Origin of the sequence: Bariatricus sp. SGI.019, assembly GCF_050315235.1 — a bacterium.
In the GTDB taxonomy this organism is placed as follows: Bacteria; Bacillota; Clostridia; order Lachnospirales; family Lachnospiraceae; genus JAFBIX01.
This window is the reverse complement of the sequence record NZ_JBNPOQ010000009.1, coordinates 71515-89621: the sequence shown is the minus strand read 5'-3', so window position 1 is coordinate 89621 and position 18107 is coordinate 71515. Positions and strand designations below refer to the sequence as shown.

Below are 18107 nucleotides of genomic sequence, written 5' to 3'. Positions count from 1 at the left end.
TTATTAGTTATTTTTTTCCTTCAAGTCTTTTTCATCAAACGCTTCACTGATGGCTGCTCCCGGTGCGACCATTGGCCATACCTTTTCGTCACAGTCGATCTGACAGTCAATGACTACTGGTTTTCCAAGAGACAGGGCTTTTTTAAACGCTTCTTTAAATTCATCTCTCGTAGTCGCTCTTAATCCAACTGCACCCATAGCTTCAGCAAGTTTTACAAAATCTACAGCATCATTCAAAACTGTCGCCGAATATCTCTGTTCATAGAATAGATTCTGCCATTGACGTACCATTCCGAGTACATGGTTATTGATTACAACTTGAATAACCGGAATATTATGCCGTACAGCTGTTGCAATTTCATTCATGTTCATACGGAAACAACCATCTCCGGCGATATTCACTACTGTCTTGTCTGGCATTCCTGTCTTGGCACCCAAGGATGCTCCAAGACCATACCCCATTGTTCCAAGACCTCCGGAAGTCAACAATGTTCTCGGTTTTGTATATTTATAAAACTGTGCTGCCCACATCTGATGCTGTCCTACTTCTGTTACAATAATTGCATCTCCCTGAGTCTGACGATAGATTTCTTCCACAACATACGGTCCTGTTAACATATCTGGATGATAAGATAATGGATAACGCTTCTTATAATCCATGATCTTTTCTATCCATTCTGGGTGGCTCTGCTGTTCCAGACGTTCATTGAGAATACTGAGAACAACTTTGATATCTCCTACCACCCCATCTGTAATCAGAACATTCTTATTCATTTCTGCCGCATCTACATCAAACTGTAAGATTTTAGCATTTTTGGCAAATTTTTTTGCATTTCCTGTTACACGGTCACTGAATCTTGCACCGATTACTATCAATAAATCACATTCGCTAACTCCATAATTGGACGTCTTAGTTCCATGCATTCCCAACATTCCTGTATATAATGGATCTGTTCCCGGGAAGGCTCCTTTTCCCATCAAGGAATCTGTAACTGGTGCATCTACTTTTTTTACAAATGTATAAAGTTCTTCACTGGCACCAGATAATACAGCTCCGCCACCAACAAATATGTATGGTTTCTTTGCCTTGGATATCATTTTCAATGCAGATTGGATATCTTCTTCGCAAATATCAGTGGATGGTACTACCGGTTTAATCTCTGCTTTTTTATACTCAGCCTTGTTTGCAGTCACATCCTTTGGAATATCAATCAAAACTGGACCTGGTCTTCCTTTTTTGGCAATAACAAATGCCTTACGTATGGTATCTGCAAGATTTTTTACATCTTTGACAATGAAATTATGCTTTGTAATCGGCATAGTAATTCCAGCAATATCGATCTCTTGAAAACTATCTTTTCCAAGAAGTGATACTCCAACATTACAAGTAATAGCTACAATCGGAATAGAATCCATATATGCTGTAGCAATTCCTGTAACCAGGTTGGTAGCTCCCGGCCCACTGGTGGCAAAACATACACCAACTTTTCCGGTTGCTCTTGCATATCCATCTGCAGCATGAGCTGCTCCTTGCTCGTGTGAGGTCAGGATATGGGTGATCTCATCACTATGTTTATATAATTCATCGTATACATTCAAAATTGCTCCGCCTGGATATCCAAATACGGTATCCACGCCTTGTTCTTTCAAACATTCGATTACGATCTGTGATCCTGTCAATTGCATACCTTAAGCTCTCCTGTTCTATCTATAGTATCTTTTCTTAATTCTTTGGTATTTCCAGAATTGCCCCACGGTTTCCGGATGTCACCATAGATGCATATCTTGCCAGATAACCAGTTGTTACTTTTGGCTCTCTTGGTTTCCATGCTTCTTTTCTCTTTGCCAGCTCTTCATCAGAAACATCGATTTCTAACTTCAGGTTAGGAATGTCAATCTTGATAATATCGCCTTCTTCTACCAATGCGATTGGTCCACCGACTGCCGCTTCCGGTGACACATGACCGATAGATGCTCCTCTGGATGCTCCGCTAAATCGGCCGTCTGTAATTAATGCCACACTAGAACCAAGACCCATTCCTGCAATTGCAGAAGTCGGATTTAACATTTCTCTCATACCCGGTCCGCCTTTTGGCCCTTCATAGCGAATAACAACAACATCACCAGCGACAATCTTACCGCCTTTGATTGCATCAATTGCATCTTCTTCACAATCAAATACTCTTGCAGGTCCTTCGTGCACTAACATCTCTTCCACTACTGCAGAACGTTTTACAACGCTTCCATCCGGCGCAAGATTTCCTTTTAATACTGCAAGACCGCCAGTCTGAGAATAAGGGTTATCGATTGGACGAATAACTTCCGGGTTCTTATTGACTGCATCTTTGATATTTTCACCTACTGTCTTACCGGTAACGGTCATACATTCTGTATGAAGGAGACCTTTCTTGTTCAATTCATTCATAACGGCATAAACACCACCAGCTTCGTTAAGATCTTCCATATAAGTTGGGCCAGCCGGTGCGAGGTGACACAAATTTGGAGTCTTCTCACTGATTCCATTTGCAAAATCGATTTCAAAGTCCATGCCAATTTCATGTGCAATTGCTGGAAGATGCAACATACTATTTGTTGAACATCCCAATGCCATATCCACAGTTAACGCATTTAAAATTGCATCCTCTGTCATAATATCTCTCGGACAAATATTCTTCTCCCAAAGTTCCATAACCTTCATGCCTGCTTGTTTTGCAAGGCGGATTCTTTCTGAATATACCGCTGGAATAGTACCATTTCCACCAAGGCCCATACCCAACACTTCCGTCAGACAATTCATGCTGTTCGCAGTATACATACCGGAACAAGAACCACATGTCGGACAAACTTTATTTTCAAATTCACACAATCCCTCATCCGAAAGGGTACCCGCTGCATTTGCTCCAACTGCTTCAAACATACTGGAAAGGCTTCTCTTCTGTCCCATTACATGTCCAGCCAGCATTGGACCACCGCTCACAAAAATTGTCGGCACATTAATTCTGGCTGCAGCCATCAAAAGTCCTGGCACATTCTTATCACAATTCGGTACCATGACCAATGCATCAAACTGATGTGCCATTGCCATAGCTTCCGTAGAATCCGCGATAAGATCTCTGGTGACCAGAGAATACTTCATACCAATATGTCCCATCGCAATTCCATCACATACTGCAATTGCCGGAAATACAATTGGCGTTCCCCCTGCCATGGCAACTCCCTGCTTGACTGCATTCACGATTTTATCCAGGTTCATATGCCCCGGAACGATCTCATTATAAGAGCTGACAATACCTACTAACGGTCTCTCCATCTCCTCTTTTGTAAGCCCCAATGCGTTAAATAAAGAACGATGAGGCGCCTGCTGTTTCCCTTTTGTAACTGTATCACTTCTCATATCTATCCTCCTGGGGACGTAGTATTTTTAAAAAATACTACGTCCCTATATTAATTTTGTGGTGTACCTAAATGTTAAATGCCCTGTACCTAAATGTAACTTGCAATCAGATCTCCCATCTCGACTGTACCGATTTGTTTCTTTCCATCAGACATAATATCAATGGTCCGATATCCTTTTTTCAGCACTTTTTGGACTGCTGCTTCAATTGCATCTGCTTCCTGATCTAAATCAAAACTGAAGCGTAGCATCATAGCTGCAGATAGAATGGTTGCAATCGGATTGGCAATTCCTTTACCCGCAATATCTGGTGCAGATCCACCGCTTGGTTCGTAAAGACCGAATTTGGTCTCGTTAAGGCTTGCACTTGCAAGCATTCCGATGGATCCAGTAACCATACTTGCTTCGTCAGACAGAATATCGCCAAACATATTTTCTGTCAGTACTACGTCAAACTGTTTTGGATCTTTTACAAGCTGCATTGCACAGTTATCAACTAACATATGTTCCAATGTCACTTCTGGATATTCTGTGGCAACTTCTTCTACAATTTTTCTCCAGAGTCTGGAAGAATCTAACACATTTGCCTTATCAACACTGGTCACTTTTTTTCTTCTTTTCATCGCAATATCAAAACCACGTTTGGCAATACGACGAATCTCATTTTCATTATATGTAAGGGAATCGTACGCCGTCATAACGCCATTTTTTTCAACAGTCTTTCTTTCACCGAAATAGAGACCACCCGTCAATTCTCTCATGATCATCAGGTCAAAACCACCTTCTGTAATCTCTTCTTTTAACGGGCATGCACCTTTTAATTCATCGTACAAAATTGCAGGTCTTAAGTTAGCAAATAGATTCAGTTCCTTGCGAATTCTTAAAAGGCCTGCTTCAGGTCTTTTGGATGGTTCCAACTGATACCATGGTGAAGTCTTGGCATCTCCCCCAATGGATCCCATCAACACTGCATCACAGGATTTCGCCGTTGCTACTGTCTCATCTGTAAGCGGCTCCCCATGTACATCTATAGATGCTCCTCCCATTAAAAGTTGTGTGTAGTCACAGGTATGTCCGTATACTTCTGCAACTTTATCCAACACTTTCATGGCTTCCGCTACAATCTCCGGTCCGATTCCATCCCCTTTAATAACTCCAATTTTCAGATTCATAATTCTCATCCTTCCTAAGACAAAAAATCTTTACCACTTATATTATCTTATTTCTATTCATGTTTCAAGACTTTAATTGACTAAATTGTCGATTCAATGTCGATTCATGCAGTTTTTACATCTTAGAAATAGATATTTATCAGAAATTGTTTATAATTATAATGTAAGTCAAGTATATTTATGCAAATTCAATCAGTAAAATCCTTTTCATCTTTACATTACTCAATAGCAGGGTCTTTCATCTGATATAATCGCGTCCATTCTTTCGTCTCATCATTTCGTTGCACTTCTGACTGATGCTGATAAAGAAATCTGACCAATTCATAACAATTGATCCAGATCTCATTATCTCCTTCTCGCTGTGATTCATCAAATATTAATTGAAGACCAAAATGCAAATGATATTCATCAATGTTATTTACATTTTCTTCTGTACTGTATCCAGTCCTTCCAATATATCCAATGACATCTCCTGCCTGCACAATATCTCCTTTTTTTAATCCCTCCGCATAAGGACGGTTCTGCCTGAGATGTGCATAATAATAGTAACGTCTGCCATCAAAGCTATTGATTCCGACACGCCATCCACCATATTGATTCCATCCAAGCTCTTCCACATACCCTGATTCCACCGCAATCACCGGTGTTCCGACTTGCCCCATCATATCATGTCCCAGATGATTTCTCTGATATCCATAACTTCTAGACACCCCAAAATCATCATAATCAGAATATGGGAATCCTTTTGCAATAGGGTGAAACCCTTTAAGACCATATACTTTTTTCCAAACCTTTTCAGTTGTTTTATCTTCTTTAGGCTGTTCCATCTCATAGACCCCTACCAAGCCATCCAGCACAGCACCATAAGCTTCCCGGTAATAGTCAAAATACTGCATATTTTTTGACAGTTCATTAACTGAAATCTTTCCCTCGACTAACAAATCTGCGATTTCTTTCATATCCTTTGATTGATAATTTGAAAAATCACCACCATATTTTGCCCCCAAATATGCCAATAGCTCCACCCAGTTCAGATGAATCTTCTCCCCATAAGTCTTTACATCGTATTCATAGGCCTGTTTCATTGCATCACAAGTTACATTAAATTCCACCCACTGAATAAAAGTTTTATTCTCATCCTTCATCAAATCCACAGTCTCTACAGTTCTCGATTGCGATATCTGATAACTATATATGCCACTCACCATAACTATCAGACACAACATCACAATAATCCTCTGCTTCTTCATTCCAATTCCTACACGCTCTCATTCTTATCACAATACTTTATGCTCAAAGATGTAAGAATATTTAATTGGGGACGGAGGAAATTTAAATTTCCTCCGTCCCCAATATCAGATTTGCATTCTTTATCCGCTCCTGTGTTGGCGGAGCAATATCTTTCAACTCATATTCTATTCCAAGTTCTTTCCATTTGTATACTCCTAAAGTATGGTATGGAAGTACTTCTACTTTTTCTACATTATCAAGTGTTTCAATAAATTGATGTAGTTTCATCAGATACTCGTCTTTATCATTTCGTTCTGGTACTAATACGTGTCTGATCCAGACTGGTTTTTTAATATCAGACAAGTACTTCGCCAGGTCCAAAATATTTTCATTAGTACATCCGGTGAGGATTCTATGCTGCTCATCATCTATATGCTTAACGTCCAACAGAATCAAATCGGTGTACTCCATGAGTTTTTGAAATTTGTCAAAGAATGGCTCTTCTCTTGTAAATGGATTACCGCTGGTATCCAACGTTGTGTGAATTCCTTTTGCTTTCGCCTTCTGAAATAACTCTGACAAAAAATCTATTTGCAAGAGGGGTTCTCCTCCACTGACGGTAATACCTCCCGTACTTCCCCAGTAAGAACGGTATCTTAATGCCCTTTCAATCAGTTCGTCTGCTGTATAGATCGTCCCCGACTGCAGATTCCAGGTATCCGGATTATGACAGAACTGGCAGCGCATGGCACAGCCGGCCGTAAATATCACAAATCGGACGCCTGGTCCATCTACAGATCCAAAGCTTTCCAAAGAATGAACATATCCTTTTGTCATTATCTTGCCCTTTTTAACCATAGTTTCAAGTTTACATTTGTATATAATTACATTTCCTTATGGCATGTTCTTGCAATAACATCCATCTGCTGCTCACGTGTCAGGTCAATGAATTTTACAGCATATCCTGATACTCGGATCGTGAAATTAGCATATTCTGGTTTTTCCGGATGCTCCATAGCGTCAATCAATTTCTCTGTACCAAATACGTTCACGTTCAGATGATGAGCTCCTTGTCTGAAATATCCATCCATTACATTTACCAGATTCTCTGTACGCTCTTTGTCATCGTGTCCCAGCGCACCTGGACTAATGGTCTGTGTATTAGATATACCATCCAGCGCAAGTTCATATGGAAGCTTAGCTACAGAATTCAATGATGCAAGAAGTCCGTTCTTTTCCGCACCATAAGATGGGTTGGCACCTGGCGCAAGCGGCTCACCAGCTTTTCTTCCGTCTGGGAGAGATCCTGTTGCCTTACCGTATACAACATTGGATGTAATCGTAAGAATAGAAGTTGTTGGTTCAGAATCTCTGTATGTATGGCATTTGCTCAGTTTATGCATAAATGTCTTCAGAATCCAGATTGCAATATCATCGGCACGGTCATCATCATTCCCGTATCTTGGGAATTCTCCTTCTGGCTCAAATCCTATGGCAAGACCATTCTCATCACGAAGCACTTTTACTTTCGCATACTTAATAGCACTCAGAGAATCTACCACATGTGAGAATCCTGCAATTCCTGTTGCAAATGTACGTCTGACATCTGTATCAATCAACGCCATTTCAGCTGCTTCATAGTAATACTTATCATGCATATAATGAATCATATTCAAGGTATCTACATATAATTTTGACAGCCATTCCATCATTGCATCATATTTTTCCATTACTTCATCATAGTCAAGATATTCAGCTGTAATCGGCTGATATGCCGGTCCTACCTGCTGTTTTGATTTTTCATCGATACCACCGTTAATTGCATATAACAGGCATTTTGCGAGGTTCGCACGTGCACCAAAGAACTGAATCTCTTTTCCGGTCTGAGTCGCAGATACGCAACAACAGATACTGTAATCATCTCCCCATACCGGACGCATTACATCATCATTTTCATACTGAATAGAACTGGTCGTCACGGAAATATGCGCTGCATACTTCTTGAAGTTTTCAGGCAATCTCTCAGAATAGAGAACCGTCAGGTTCGGCTCTGGTGATGGTCCCATATTTTCCAATGTATGGAGGAAACGGTAGTCATTCTTTGTTACCATAGAACGTCCATCCTGTCCCAGACCTGCCACTTCCAGAGTTGCCCATACCGGGTCTCCAGAGAACAATTCATTATAAGAAGGAATTCTTGCGAATTTAACCATTCTGAATTTCATGACCATATGGTCAATTAATTCCTGTGCTTCCGCTTCTGTCAAAGTTCCATTCTGAAGATCTCTTTCAATATAAATGTCCAGGAAAGTAGAAATACGCCCAACACTCATGGCCGCACCATTCTGAGTCTTGATTGCTGCAAGATATCCAAAATACAACCACTGTACTGCTTCCTTTGCATCTTTCGCAGGTTTAGAAATATCGAATCCATATACAGCTGCCATTTCTTTCATCTGCTCCAAAGCACGGATCTGATCTGCAATCTCTTCACGAAGGCGGAAATCCGTTCCTTTCATTCCATGTCTTGCGTAACGCTCAAAATCATAATGTTTCTTCTCAATCAGAAAATCAATACCATACAAAGCTACTCGACGATAATCACCAACAATACGTCCTCTTCCATATGTGTCCGGAAGACCTGTTATAATCTTATTATGACGCGCCTTCTTCATCTCAGGTGTATAGATATCAAATACTCCCTGATTATGTGTTTTATGATATTTTGTAAAAATCTCATGAAGCTTCTCGCTTGGTTGATACCCATAGGTAGTACAAGCCTGCTCTGCCATCTTGATTCCCCCATAAGGCATAAATGCTCTCTTAAGAGGTTTATCTGTCTGCAGGCCTACCACCTTTTCCAAATCCTTTAACTCTTCACTAATGTAGCCAGGTCCATATGCAGTAAGTCCTGATACAATCTCTGTCTCCATATCAAGAACGCCGCCCTTTGCACGCTCTTCTTTTTGCAGTTCCTGCAACTTACCCCATAACTGATTCGTTGCATCTGTCGGACCAACCAGAAAAGACTCATCTCCTTCATAAGGTTTGTAATTATTCTGAATAAAATCACGGACGTCAACAGAATTTCTCCAATTTTTGCCTTCAAATCCTATCCACTGTTCACATTGTCTCATTGACTTTTATCCCCTTTCTTTCTCTACTTATTACCGTTTGCCCGCACAGTATATTATCTTGTGAAAAAAATATCAATGGGATTATAGACAGTAATTATCATTTAAAGCTATGTATCTAATTTTGTGCAATCTACAGGGGAACAGGAATTTTCCCAAAAATCCTTTCGCACCTCCTTCAAAGCAACAAAAAAAGACCCCTTTTGATTAAGGGTCTTTTTACGTTTTCCTTTTATTCTGCTGAAGCTTTTTCTACTTGTGCTATTGCTGCTTTCTGCATTGGGATACGGCAATTCCTGTTGCTTCCGAATTCTACAATGACATCTTCTTCGCTGATATCAATAATAACACCATAGAAACCACTTGTTGTCAATACTGTATCTCCGACTTCCATCTCTGAGATCATTGCCTGAACTCTTTTCTGCTCCTTTTTCTGTGGCCTTATAAAAATAAACCAAAAACCACCAAAAATAACTGCATATACAATAATCAGTAATACCCAGCTTCCACCTGAACTTTGTGATGCTAATGCGTACATATTAATTCCTCCTAATATCTTTAAACACTATTGCTATCATACACAATATTGCAACTTTCATCAAGTAATTTTCTTGAATTCATCATTTTTTATGCTTCTTTTTTCAACATACTGGCAATTTTTCTTTTTTTATACTCCTGATAATTTCCTTCATCAATGGCCTGACGAATCTCTTCCATCATTGTATTGTAGAAATACAAATTGTGAAGTACGCATAAGCGCATCCCCAGCATCTCTTTTGCCTTCAGCAAATGTCTGATATATGCCCGAGAATAAGTACGACATGCAGGGCATTGGCAACCTTCTTCTATTGGACTGTCATCCAACTCATATTTTGCATTAAATAGATTAAGTTTACCTTGATTGGTATATACATGCCCATGGCGGCCATTCCTGCTTGGATAAACACAGTCAAAAAAATCAACACCACGATCAACAGCTTCTAATATATTCACCGGAGTTCCTACCCCCATAAGATAGGTTGGCTTATCTACCGGAAGATACGGAACAACTGCATCCAGAATTCGATACATATCTTCGTGAGACTCTCCAACAGCCAGCCCTCCGACAGCATATCCATCAAGATTCAATTCTGCAATTTCCTGTGCATGACGAATACGGATATCTTCATAAATACCACCCTGATTAATTCCAAATAACATCTGATGTTGATTAATCGTATCCGGCAGTTGATTCAGCCTATCCATCTCTTCTTTACACCGTTTCAGCCATCGTGTTGTTCTGTCTACAGAATTTTCAATATACTCTTTTTCCGCTACACTTGAAGGGCACTCATCAAATGCCATGGCAATGGTAGAGGCCAGATTCGATTGAATCTGCATACTCTGCTCCGGTCCCATGAAGATCTTTCTTCCATCAATATGAGAATTAAAATAAACACCTTCTTCTTTAATTCTTCTAAGTCCTGCCAGAGAAAAAACCTGGAATCCGCCGGAATCGGTCAAAATCGGCTTGTCCCAGACCATAAACTTATGAAGTCCTCCTAACTTTTTCACCACTTCATCTCCAGGTCGAACATGAAGATGATATGTATTAGAAAGCTCTACCTGCGTTTTAATTTCTTGCAGATCAGTCGTAGAAACTGCACCCTTGATTGCAGCCGCTGTTCCCACATTCATAAATACAGGGGTCTCAATGACCCCATGCACTGTATGTAATCTTCCTCTTTTGGCAAGACCATCTCTTTTTATCAATTCATACATGGTCTTTTCCTCATTCTTCAAAATATTCTATTTAATAATGGCAAACTACTGGAGTTCCCGCTGATATCAGGTTATACAATTGTCCGGCTACATCATATGGCAAATTCACACACCCATGTGAGCCATTTGTTAAATACCTTGATCCTCCAAATGACGATTGCCAGGTAGCATCATGGAAGCCAATTCCTCCATTAAACGGCATCCAATATTTCACCGGAGTCTCATATTCATATGTTCCATCCGGCTTTTTTGTACCTCTTAAAGTCTGATCTAATGCTTTATAAGCCAGAGTATAGACACCCTGCGGGGTTCCATTTCCTCTATTAGGGTTACCAGTTACAACACCAGACTGTAGAACCACCTGACCATCCTGTATAAAATACATTTGCTGTGCAGTAAGATCCACCTCTGCGTATGTACTCCCTACATCATTTCCTTCATGGCTGGCTGCACGACTGACATAATTAGGCTCTCTTGTCACTGTCTCACCATTTTGAATATTCGCAATCAATGCATTATACTCTGCTTCCTGATCAATCTTCCATCCATAACTTCCACCTTCAACTGTTACCACATTACCGGTCGCTGTAGTAAAGTTTCTTGGTTTTCCTTTGGTATCATACTTATTCGCCAGAGACTGTACATATGCCCTGACAGCCCCTTCATCAAAAGTTACATTCATATCTGCATCCACACTCACCCATTGAGATATAACAGATGCATCCACTACTTCAGTATAAGGGTTAAAATCATAAGTAATATTAGCTCCAAGATAACTGTTCATAGCATCTTTTGCAGCAATGACTTCCTCTGAATCAGACAGAAATCTAGGCAATATATAACATCCTGTCTCATAGAGATCCAGTGTTGGCTGAAATCCATTAATCGCTTCTTCTACTTTTTCACTGAATACTTCTATATTGATCTGAGTCCCCACAACCTCAGGGACAACTACAAATTGATCATTTTGAAATTCCGGATGTGCATCTACAGAAACTGTCTGATTCTCTTCCTTCATGCACTCAAGATTACTAATAATAGCAGACAACGCATCTGCATCGTATTTCACACCAACTTCTGCTTCAATCTCCGGATGATTCCATAAAGATGTAATCCACAAGAAATTATCCTGCTCTTTCACAAGTTTTTTTAATTCATCTCCAGGCACATATTCCAAAGAAATATCAGAACCATTGATTTCTTCTCTATCACCATCAGATTCTTCCAACGTCAGAACATAATCTTTTACTTGTTGTTCCATATATGCTTCTACCTGACTAACATTTTTCAACGAAAAATCTATACCGTTAATCTTTGTATAAAACATAAAATGATTATTAAAGAAAATTGCAAATCCAACATATATAAGCAGCAAAACACAAAAAATGCTTCCAATTATAATTGCAGCAGTTTTTTTGTGCTTTTTCTTTCTGGCCGCTTTCTCCTCCATATCTGCCTGATCATCATCTTCTTCCTCATCTGAATCTTCAAAATCATCATCTTCTTCTAATTCTTCTGTTGTAGAAGAATCGTCATCAGAAGGTATATCATCGCTATCCATATATATTTCTTCATTTTTATCTTCCGTTTCTTGAAAAGCTTCTGAATTGTTGAGATCTTCAAAAATTTCTTTCATGGTCTCCTCTACAATCTCATCAGCTTTTTTATCTCTATCTTCCATTCACCTTACACCTCAATAATAATTATCATGTCATTTTATTATAATATGCATATATTCAAAAGTACAGAAAAAAATGCAAAAAATAAATGAAGATTTCCTGAAGAGAATACAATTGCTGGTTGTGTTTTTTTTCTATTCTATAATATAATGGACTATGTGAAAATAAAACATCTGATTATATAGAATAAAAAAGGAGATTTATCTATGGCAGGATCAACATATGGAACATTATTTACAATCACAACCTGGGGAGAATCTCACGGACCAGCAATTGGTGTAGTTGTTGACGGATGTCCTGCAGGACTCCCCCTCACTCTAGAGGATATACAGCAGTTCTTAGATCGACGGAAACCTGGGCAGAGTAAGTTCACGACCGCCCGAAACGAATCCGATCAAGTGGAAATACTTTCTGGTATTTTTGAAGGATACACAACAGGTACCCCAATTTCCTTAATTGTCCACAATGAAGATCAACGTTCTCGAGATTATGGCATAATCAAAGACTGCTATCGTCCCGGACATGCCGATTATACTTTTGACTGCAAATATGGATTTCGTGATTATCGCGGTGGCGGAAGGACTTCTGGAAGAGAAACTATTGGTCGCGTTGCCGCTGGTGCAATTGCTTCAAAGATATTGGAACAGCTCGGAATTCATATTACTACTTATACGAAAGCTATCGGTAATATTGTAATCCCTGAATCTGACTACGACTACACATGTATTTCCAACAACAAGCTCTATATGCCGAATGAGAAATATGCTGAAATCGCAAGTGAATATTTAGAGAATTGCATGAAAAGTCAGGATTCTTCCGGAGGCATTATTGAGTGCATAATCAACGGAATGCCAGTGGGAATTGGAGACCCTGTCTTCCACAAACTAGACGCCAGACTCGCACAGGCTATCATGTCAATCGGAGCTGTAAAAGGAGTCGAAATTGGCGATGGATTCCAGGCCTCCGTTTCAAAAGGAAGCTGTAATAATGATGCTTTCTATTCCGAAGATGGAAAAGTTACTAAGAAGACGAATCACGCCGGAGGTACATTGGGTGGTTTAAGCGATGGAAGTCCTATCATTTTAAGGGCAGCAATCAAGCCAACACCTTCTATCTCCCAGGAGCAAGAAACCATTGATAAAAATCTACAAAATACCCTTATTGCTATCACCGGTCGTCACGATCCTGTAATTGTTCCAAGAGCCGTTGTTGTCGTTGAATCAATGGCAGCTATTACACTTGTCGATCTACTGATGACAAATATGGCTTCACGTATGGATCACCTGAGAACAATTTATCATTCCAACGATTAATACCAATGTTTAACATTCAAAAAGCTCTGATAGATGCACTGATCCGTCAGAGCTTTTTATTATAACACTCGTCTTAATTATACGTGAAAACAGCCTCCACCGATAAATTCACGCAGAAGTGAATTTGTCGGCACATTTTCACTTCCTATTCCTACAAAATAATCCAGAAATTTCAACAAACGTTTTGCTTCCTGATATTCCGGTACATCCGGGCTGATTCCAAACAATAAAGGTTCTACATAGATTTTCAACACTGCTAATTCATAAATCAACGCAGAATTAAACATCACATCTGCCTCTTCTTGATATGGGAATATGTTCCTCTCTTCTCCTCTTCTTACGGACGGCCACATATTGATTGTTTTTTGAGCAGAGGCTCCTCTGGTACGTGCATCTCTTACAATCCTTCTGAGAAGCCGTCCATCCGTCGTCGGAATACGATTATGCTCATCAATATTTAATTGCGTCAACGCACTGATATAAATCCGGAACTTATTTTCATCCGGAAGATGTTCTGTTAATTTGGGATTCAGGCAATGAATCCCTTCAATCACAAGGACATCGTTTGGTCCAAGTTTCTTCGTTTTTGTTCCATATTCCTTATGACCTGTCACAAAATTAAAATTCGGAATCACTACTTCTTTTCCGGCAAGCAGATCCTGCAACTGCTGATTAAACAATTTTACATCTACAGCCTCCAGGCATTCATAATCATAGGCCCCCGTCTCGTCTCTTGGGTTCTCCTCTCTTTCCACAAAATAATTGTCTACTGCAATAGGATGTGGTACCAGACCATTCGCCCGAAGCTGAACAGACAGGCGATGAGAAAATGTTGTTTTTCCAGAGGAAGAAGGACCCGCAATCAATATAAATTTCAATTCTGGTCGCTTGGCAATCTGCGCGGCAATCTCGGCTATCTTCTTCTCTTGAAGTGCCTCCTGCACCAAAACCGTCTCATGCACATCACTTTTGGTAATTTTATCATTCAATGCACCGACCGTCTCAATCCCTTGCATATCGCCCCACTTCGTTGACTCTTTTAATACCTGGAATAATTTATTCTGTGGTTCAAAAGGGGGAACAACTTTTGGCGCAGACTGTTCAGGCATCTGAATCACGAATCCCTCATCATACAGAAATAATTTGAAATATTTGAGATAGCCAGCGCTTGGCACCATATATCCATAATAATAATCTTCAAACTCATTCATACTATAGATATTTACTTTCGAGACGCGGCGATAACGGAACAACCTTTCTTTATCATACATCCCATGTTGACCAAAAAGAGCGATTGCCTCTGAAGTATGAATCGTACGCTTATTAATAGGCATATCCATAGAAACCATTTCCTGCATTCTCGCTTCGACCCGCGCTAAAAATTCTTGATTTAGGTTCACATTTCCTTCAATCGTACAATAATACCCTTTGCTGACAGAATAGTGAATCCTTACTTTTTTTATTGTGTCCACCTCTGCTACATCATAGATGGCTTTCACCAGCATTAAACTCATACTTCTCTTATACGTCTTGTGTCCAATAGGGTCTCCAGTCGTCTCAAATCGTATGATGCAGTCTTCTTTCAGCGTTTTGAAAAGTTCCTGCAATCTTCCGTTCACAAACACAAGAACAATATCATTCTCATATTGCTCCTGCCATTCTTCCGCAATCTGCCGATAAGTCGTCCCAGACTCATACTGCCGGATTTCATCTCCAATCTGAACGTTATACATTTCCTTTTCCATTGCGCGCCTCCTTTTTGCTCACTAAGCTCTATACCATTTGAAAAGGATGCCGGACAGGTGCGGCTATCACTTCCACTCCCTCCAGATTCTTTTCCAGATATTGTTTCATATCCTCTATAAATATATGTTCTATTCCATAATGTCCAGCATCAATCACAGCAAGTCCCTGTGCATTTGCGTCAATTCCCTCATGATGTCCAATATCACCAGTAATCAATACATCTGCATTTCTTTTCAACGCTTCTGGAATTACACTTTTTCCTGAGCCCGGACAAATAGCAATTCTCTGCACCTTCTGTCCAAGCTCTCCAAATACTTTCACTTCGTTTAACTGAAAAGCTTCTTTCACTTTCTGGCAACAAACCTGCAAAGTAATTGGAGATGTAAGTTCTGTAATTCTTCCAATTCCTTCCAGCAGATTTGTTTCAGGGTCTTCTGCCGTAACTTCCAGAACTTCTGCCTCTTTAAACTGCATTTTTTCTCCAGATAACGCTGCCATTCCCTTTACATCATAATTCGTATGCATCGCATAATAGGATATGTCATTCTGAATTAATTTTATGATACGTCTTCCAATAAAATCTTGATTATTGATTCTCTTCAAGCCACTAAAAATTAACGGATGGTGGGTTATCAACATATCTGCATGGTATGCAGAAGCCGCATCAATCACTTCATCTGTTGCATCCAGCGCCACATAGATACGCTGTACTTCCTTGTCATCTCTGCCAGCCAAAAGTCCCACATTGTCCCATTCCAGTGCATATGCTCTGGAATAAGCATTTTCAATGATTTTTATAATCTCTTTGCAAATCATCGTTGTATCTGCCCCTCCTTGAATAATCACTTCTTTTCGCGAAAATATCCCAGCGCCTGATCAATCAGGATAATTTCTTTTCGCATCTCTTCCATTCGAGCGGCTGCACTCTCACTGTTTTTTCTTTTTTCCAACTGACGAAATATACTTTCTCTAATTGCCATCTCCCTGTGAAGGTATTTTTCCAAGACAGGATGTCTCTGCTGCAGCAAGCATCTTCCATAAAGACATTCACACCTAGTGTAAGGCTGAACTTCCCCATGAACCACCTTCATCATAGGGTAGAACTTTCCATCTTCCTCCACCATATCTTCCGCAATAATCTTAAGATGGTTCGTGGCCAGATATTCTCGAACCCTCTGTATCTCAGACTGTGGCTGAAGAATACAAGTATATAGTTGATCAACAACATCTTTTCCTTCTTCCAGGATCTTAATCACAAGTCCTCCACCCATGCCAGCCGCTATCATAGTATCAACTTCACCTGGATCTACCGCTTTAAGTCCATCTGATAATCTTGTCTCGATCTGATCTTTCAATCCATGCCCAATAATATGCATCCTTGCCCGTTCCAATGGACCTTTGTTAATATCCAATGCTATCACTTTTGATGCAATCTTTTGCTCAGTCAAATAAATAGGAATATAACCATGATCAGTTCCAATATCTGCAACAGAGGCGCCCTCTGTCACAAGACTTGCAACTGCATAAAGTCTTTTTGATAGTTCCATAGGCGCCTCTTTCTTAATCCAAATAATCTCTTAATTTTCTGCTGCGGCTTGGATGACGCAATTTGCGAAGTGCTTTTGCCTCAATCTGACGAATACGTTCACGAGTAACATCAAATTCTTTTCCTACTTCCTCCAATGTACGTGCACGTCCATCATTCATCCCAAACCGTAATCTCAATACCTTTTGCTCTCTTTCTGTCAGCGTAGATAGTACTTCATCCAACTGTTCTTTTAACAGAGTCTGTGCTGCCGCCTCCGCAGGTACTGGCACATTGTCATCCTGGATAAAATCTCCCAGATGACTGTCTTCTTCCTCTCCAATCGGAGTTTCAAGAGAAACTGGCTCCTGCGAAATCTTCAGAATCTCACGAACTCTTTCTACAGGCATGTCCAACTCAGCTGCTATCTCTTCCGGCGTAGGTTCACGTCCTAATTCCTGCAGCAACTGTCTGGACACACGGATTAATTTGTTAATAGTCTCTACCATGTGAACAGGAATACGAATCGTTCTTGCCTGATCGGCAATTGCTCTGGTAATTGCCTGACGAATCCACCAGGTCGCATAAGTACTGAACTTAAATCCCTTCTGATAATCAAACTTTTCGACAGCCTTGATCAGTCCAAGATTTCCTTCCTGAATCAAATCAAGGAATAACATTCCACGTCCAACGTATCGCTTGGCAATACTTACGACCAATCTAAGATTCGCCTCTGCAAGGCGCTTTTTGGCATCTTCATCTCCATCTGCCATTCTTCTTGCCAGCTCTACCTCTTCTTCCGCAGTCAGAAGCGGCACCTTTCCAATCTCTTTCAAATACATACGTACTGGGTCTTCAATACTGATTCCGTCCGGAACAGACAGATCAATCTTCTCGACATCCACATCATCCTCTTCCGAAATCAGAAGATCCACATCATCAATATCATCGTCATCATCGCCACTGATACGCAAAACATCAATATTATTTGCTTCCAGATATTCAAATATCTTCTCCATCTGTTCGGATTCAAGATCCATATCCGAGAAGAAATCATTAATTTCCTGCACTTCCAGAATACTCTTCTTCTTTTTTCCCAGCGCTACCAGCTCTTTGAGTTTCTCTTCAAATTTTGCTATATTTTCTTCCATGT

Annotated in this window: 14 protein-coding genes; 1 reads left to right on the top strand and 13 read right to left on the bottom strand. The window is 40.1% G+C overall.

Going from position 1 to position 18107, the window contains the following annotated elements; genetic code table 11:
* Nucleotides 1-3: 3 nt before the first annotated feature.
* The 9 genes from ilvB to ACQRD1_RS07390 form a co-directional block, all read right to left on the bottom strand.
* Nucleotides 4-1686: a biosynthetic-type acetolactate synthase large subunit gene (gene ilvB, locus ACQRD1_RS07430; RefSeq protein WP_235231879.1), complete on the bottom strand. Its 1683-nt coding sequence runs from the start codon at nt 1684-1686 to the stop codon at nt 4-6.
* Nucleotides 1687-1723: 37 nt separating this feature from the next.
* Nucleotides 1724-3394: a dihydroxy-acid dehydratase gene (gene ilvD, locus ACQRD1_RS07425; protein WP_235231878.1), complete on the bottom strand. Its 1671-nt coding sequence runs from the start codon at nt 3392-3394 to the stop codon at nt 1724-1726.
* A gap of 89 nt (nt 3395-3483) precedes the next feature.
* Nucleotides 3484-4566, bottom strand: a complete 1083-nt coding sequence (leuB, locus tag ACQRD1_RS07420; RefSeq protein WP_235231877.1) for a 3-isopropylmalate dehydrogenase — start codon at nt 4564-4566, stop codon at nt 3484-3486.
* Nucleotides 4567-4784: 218 nt separating this feature from the next.
* Nucleotides 4785-5816: a M23 family metallopeptidase gene (locus ACQRD1_RS07415; RefSeq protein WP_235231876.1), complete on the bottom strand. Its 1032-nt coding sequence runs from the start codon at nt 5814-5816 to the stop codon at nt 4785-4787.
* 82 nt (nt 5817-5898) lie between these two features.
* Complete coding sequence (pflA, locus tag ACQRD1_RS07410; protein WP_235231875.1) at nt 5899-6633, bottom strand: pyruvate formate-lyase-activating protein; 735 nt, start codon at nt 6631-6633, stop codon at nt 5899-5901.
* A gap of 47 nt (nt 6634-6680) precedes the next feature.
* The gene (gene pflB / locus ACQRD1_RS07405; protein ID WP_235231874.1) at nt 6681-8933 is read right to left on the bottom strand and encodes a formate C-acetyltransferase; all 2253 of its coding nucleotides are present in this window, start codon (nt 8931-8933) and stop codon (nt 6681-6683) included.
* Between the two features lie 229 nt (nt 8934-9162).
* Nucleotides 9163-9468, bottom strand: a complete 306-nt coding sequence (gene yajC, locus ACQRD1_RS07400) for a preprotein translocase subunit YajC (protein ID WP_235231873.1) — start codon at nt 9466-9468, stop codon at nt 9163-9165.
* 89 nt (nt 9469-9557) lie between these two features.
* Entirely contained in the window at nt 9558-10691 is a 1134-nt protein-coding gene (gene tgt / locus ACQRD1_RS07395; RefSeq protein ID WP_347375853.1) for a tRNA guanosine(34) transglycosylase Tgt, read from the bottom strand.
* Nucleotides 10692-10722: 31 nt separating this feature from the next.
* Nucleotides 10723-12372 carry a L,D-transpeptidase family protein gene (locus ACQRD1_RS07390; protein WP_235231871.1) on the bottom strand — a complete coding sequence of 550 codons (1650 nt, stop codon included), beginning with the start codon at nt 12370-12372 and terminating at the stop codon, nt 10723-10725.
* 204 nt (nt 12373-12576) lie between these two features.
* On the opposite strand from ACQRD1_RS07390, the gene aroC reads away from it, so the two are divergent.
* On the top strand, nt 12577-13683 hold the full coding sequence (gene aroC / locus ACQRD1_RS07385) for a chorismate synthase (protein ID WP_235231870.1): 1107 nt from the start codon (nt 12577-12579) through the stop codon (nt 13681-13683).
* Nucleotides 13684-13760: 77 nt separating this feature from the next.
* Here aroC and ACQRD1_RS07380 read toward each other — a convergent pair whose 3' ends face one another.
* Genes ACQRD1_RS07380 through rpoD form a run of 4 tightly spaced genes read right to left on the bottom strand, consistent with a single transcriptional unit; the run spans nt 13761 to nt 18105 of the window.
* Entirely contained in the window at nt 13761-15428 is a 1668-nt protein-coding gene (locus tag ACQRD1_RS07380) for a nucleoside kinase (protein ID WP_235231869.1), read from the bottom strand.
* Between the two features lie 28 nt (nt 15429-15456).
* On the bottom strand, nt 15457-16245 hold the full coding sequence (locus ACQRD1_RS07375; protein ID WP_235231868.1) for a Nif3-like dinuclear metal center hexameric protein: 789 nt from the start codon (nt 16243-16245) through the stop codon (nt 15457-15459).
* A 26-nt stretch (nt 16246-16271) separates the two neighbouring features.
* A complete protein-coding gene (locus ACQRD1_RS07370; RefSeq protein WP_235231867.1) occupies nt 16272-16976 on the bottom strand; it encodes a tRNA (adenine(22)-N(1))-methyltransferase in 705 nt (234 codons plus the stop codon).
* Between the two features lie 13 nt (nt 16977-16989).
* Nucleotides 16990-18105: an RNA polymerase sigma factor RpoD gene (gene rpoD, locus ACQRD1_RS07365; protein WP_235231866.1), complete on the bottom strand. Its 1116-nt coding sequence runs from the start codon at nt 18103-18105 to the stop codon at nt 16990-16992.
* Nucleotides 18106-18107 lie beyond the last annotated feature (2 nt).

Excerpts from the sequence above, each read along its gene's own strand:
- ACQRD1_RS07380 (WP_235231869.1), bottom strand. The coding sequence starts at position 15,428 with ATGGAAAAGGAAATGTATAACGTTCAGATTGGAGATGAAATCCGGCAG.
- ACQRD1_RS07390 (WP_235231871.1), bottom strand. The coding sequence starts at position 12,372 with ATGGAAGATAGAGATAAAAAAGCTGATGAGATTGTAGAGGAGACCATG.
- ilvD (WP_235231878.1), bottom strand. The coding sequence starts at position 3,394 with ATGAGAAGTGATACAGTTACAAAAGGGAAACAGCAGGCGCCTCATCGT.
- aroC (WP_235231870.1), top strand. The coding sequence starts at position 12,577 with ATGGCAGGATCAACATATGGAACATTATTTACAATCACAACCTGGGGA.
- ACQRD1_RS07370 (WP_235231867.1), bottom strand. The coding sequence starts at position 16,976 with ATGGAACTATCAAAAAGACTTTATGCAGTTGCAAGTCTTGTGACAGAG.
- pflB (WP_235231874.1), bottom strand. The coding sequence starts at position 8,933 with ATGAGACAATGTGAACAGTGGATAGGATTTGAAGGCAAAAATTGGAGA.
- leuB (WP_235231877.1), bottom strand. The coding sequence starts at position 4,566 with ATGAATCTGAAAATTGGAGTTATTAAAGGGGATGGAATCGGACCGGAG.
- tgt (WP_347375853.1), bottom strand. The coding sequence starts at position 10,691 with ATGTATGAATTGATAAAAAGAGATGGTCTTGCCAAAAGAGGAAGATTA.
- rpoD (WP_235231866.1), bottom strand. The coding sequence starts at position 18,105 with ATGGAAGAAAATATAGCAAAATTTGAAGAGAAACTCAAAGAGCTGGTA.
- ilvB (WP_235231879.1), bottom strand. The coding sequence starts at position 1,686 with ATGCAATTGACAGGATCACAGATCGTAATCGAATGTTTGAAAGAACAA.
- pflA (WP_235231875.1), bottom strand. The coding sequence starts at position 6,633 with ATGACAAAAGGATATGTTCATTCTTTGGAAAGCTTTGGATCTGTAGAT.
- yajC (WP_235231873.1), bottom strand. The coding sequence starts at position 9,468 with ATGTACGCATTAGCATCACAAAGTTCAGGTGGAAGCTGGGTATTACTG.
- ACQRD1_RS07375 (WP_235231868.1), bottom strand. The coding sequence starts at position 16,245 with ATGATTTGCAAAGAGATTATAAAAATCATTGAAAATGCTTATTCCAGA.
- ACQRD1_RS07415 (WP_235231876.1), bottom strand. The coding sequence starts at position 5,816 with ATGAAGAAGCAGAGGATTATTGTGATGTTGTGTCTGATAGTTATGGTG.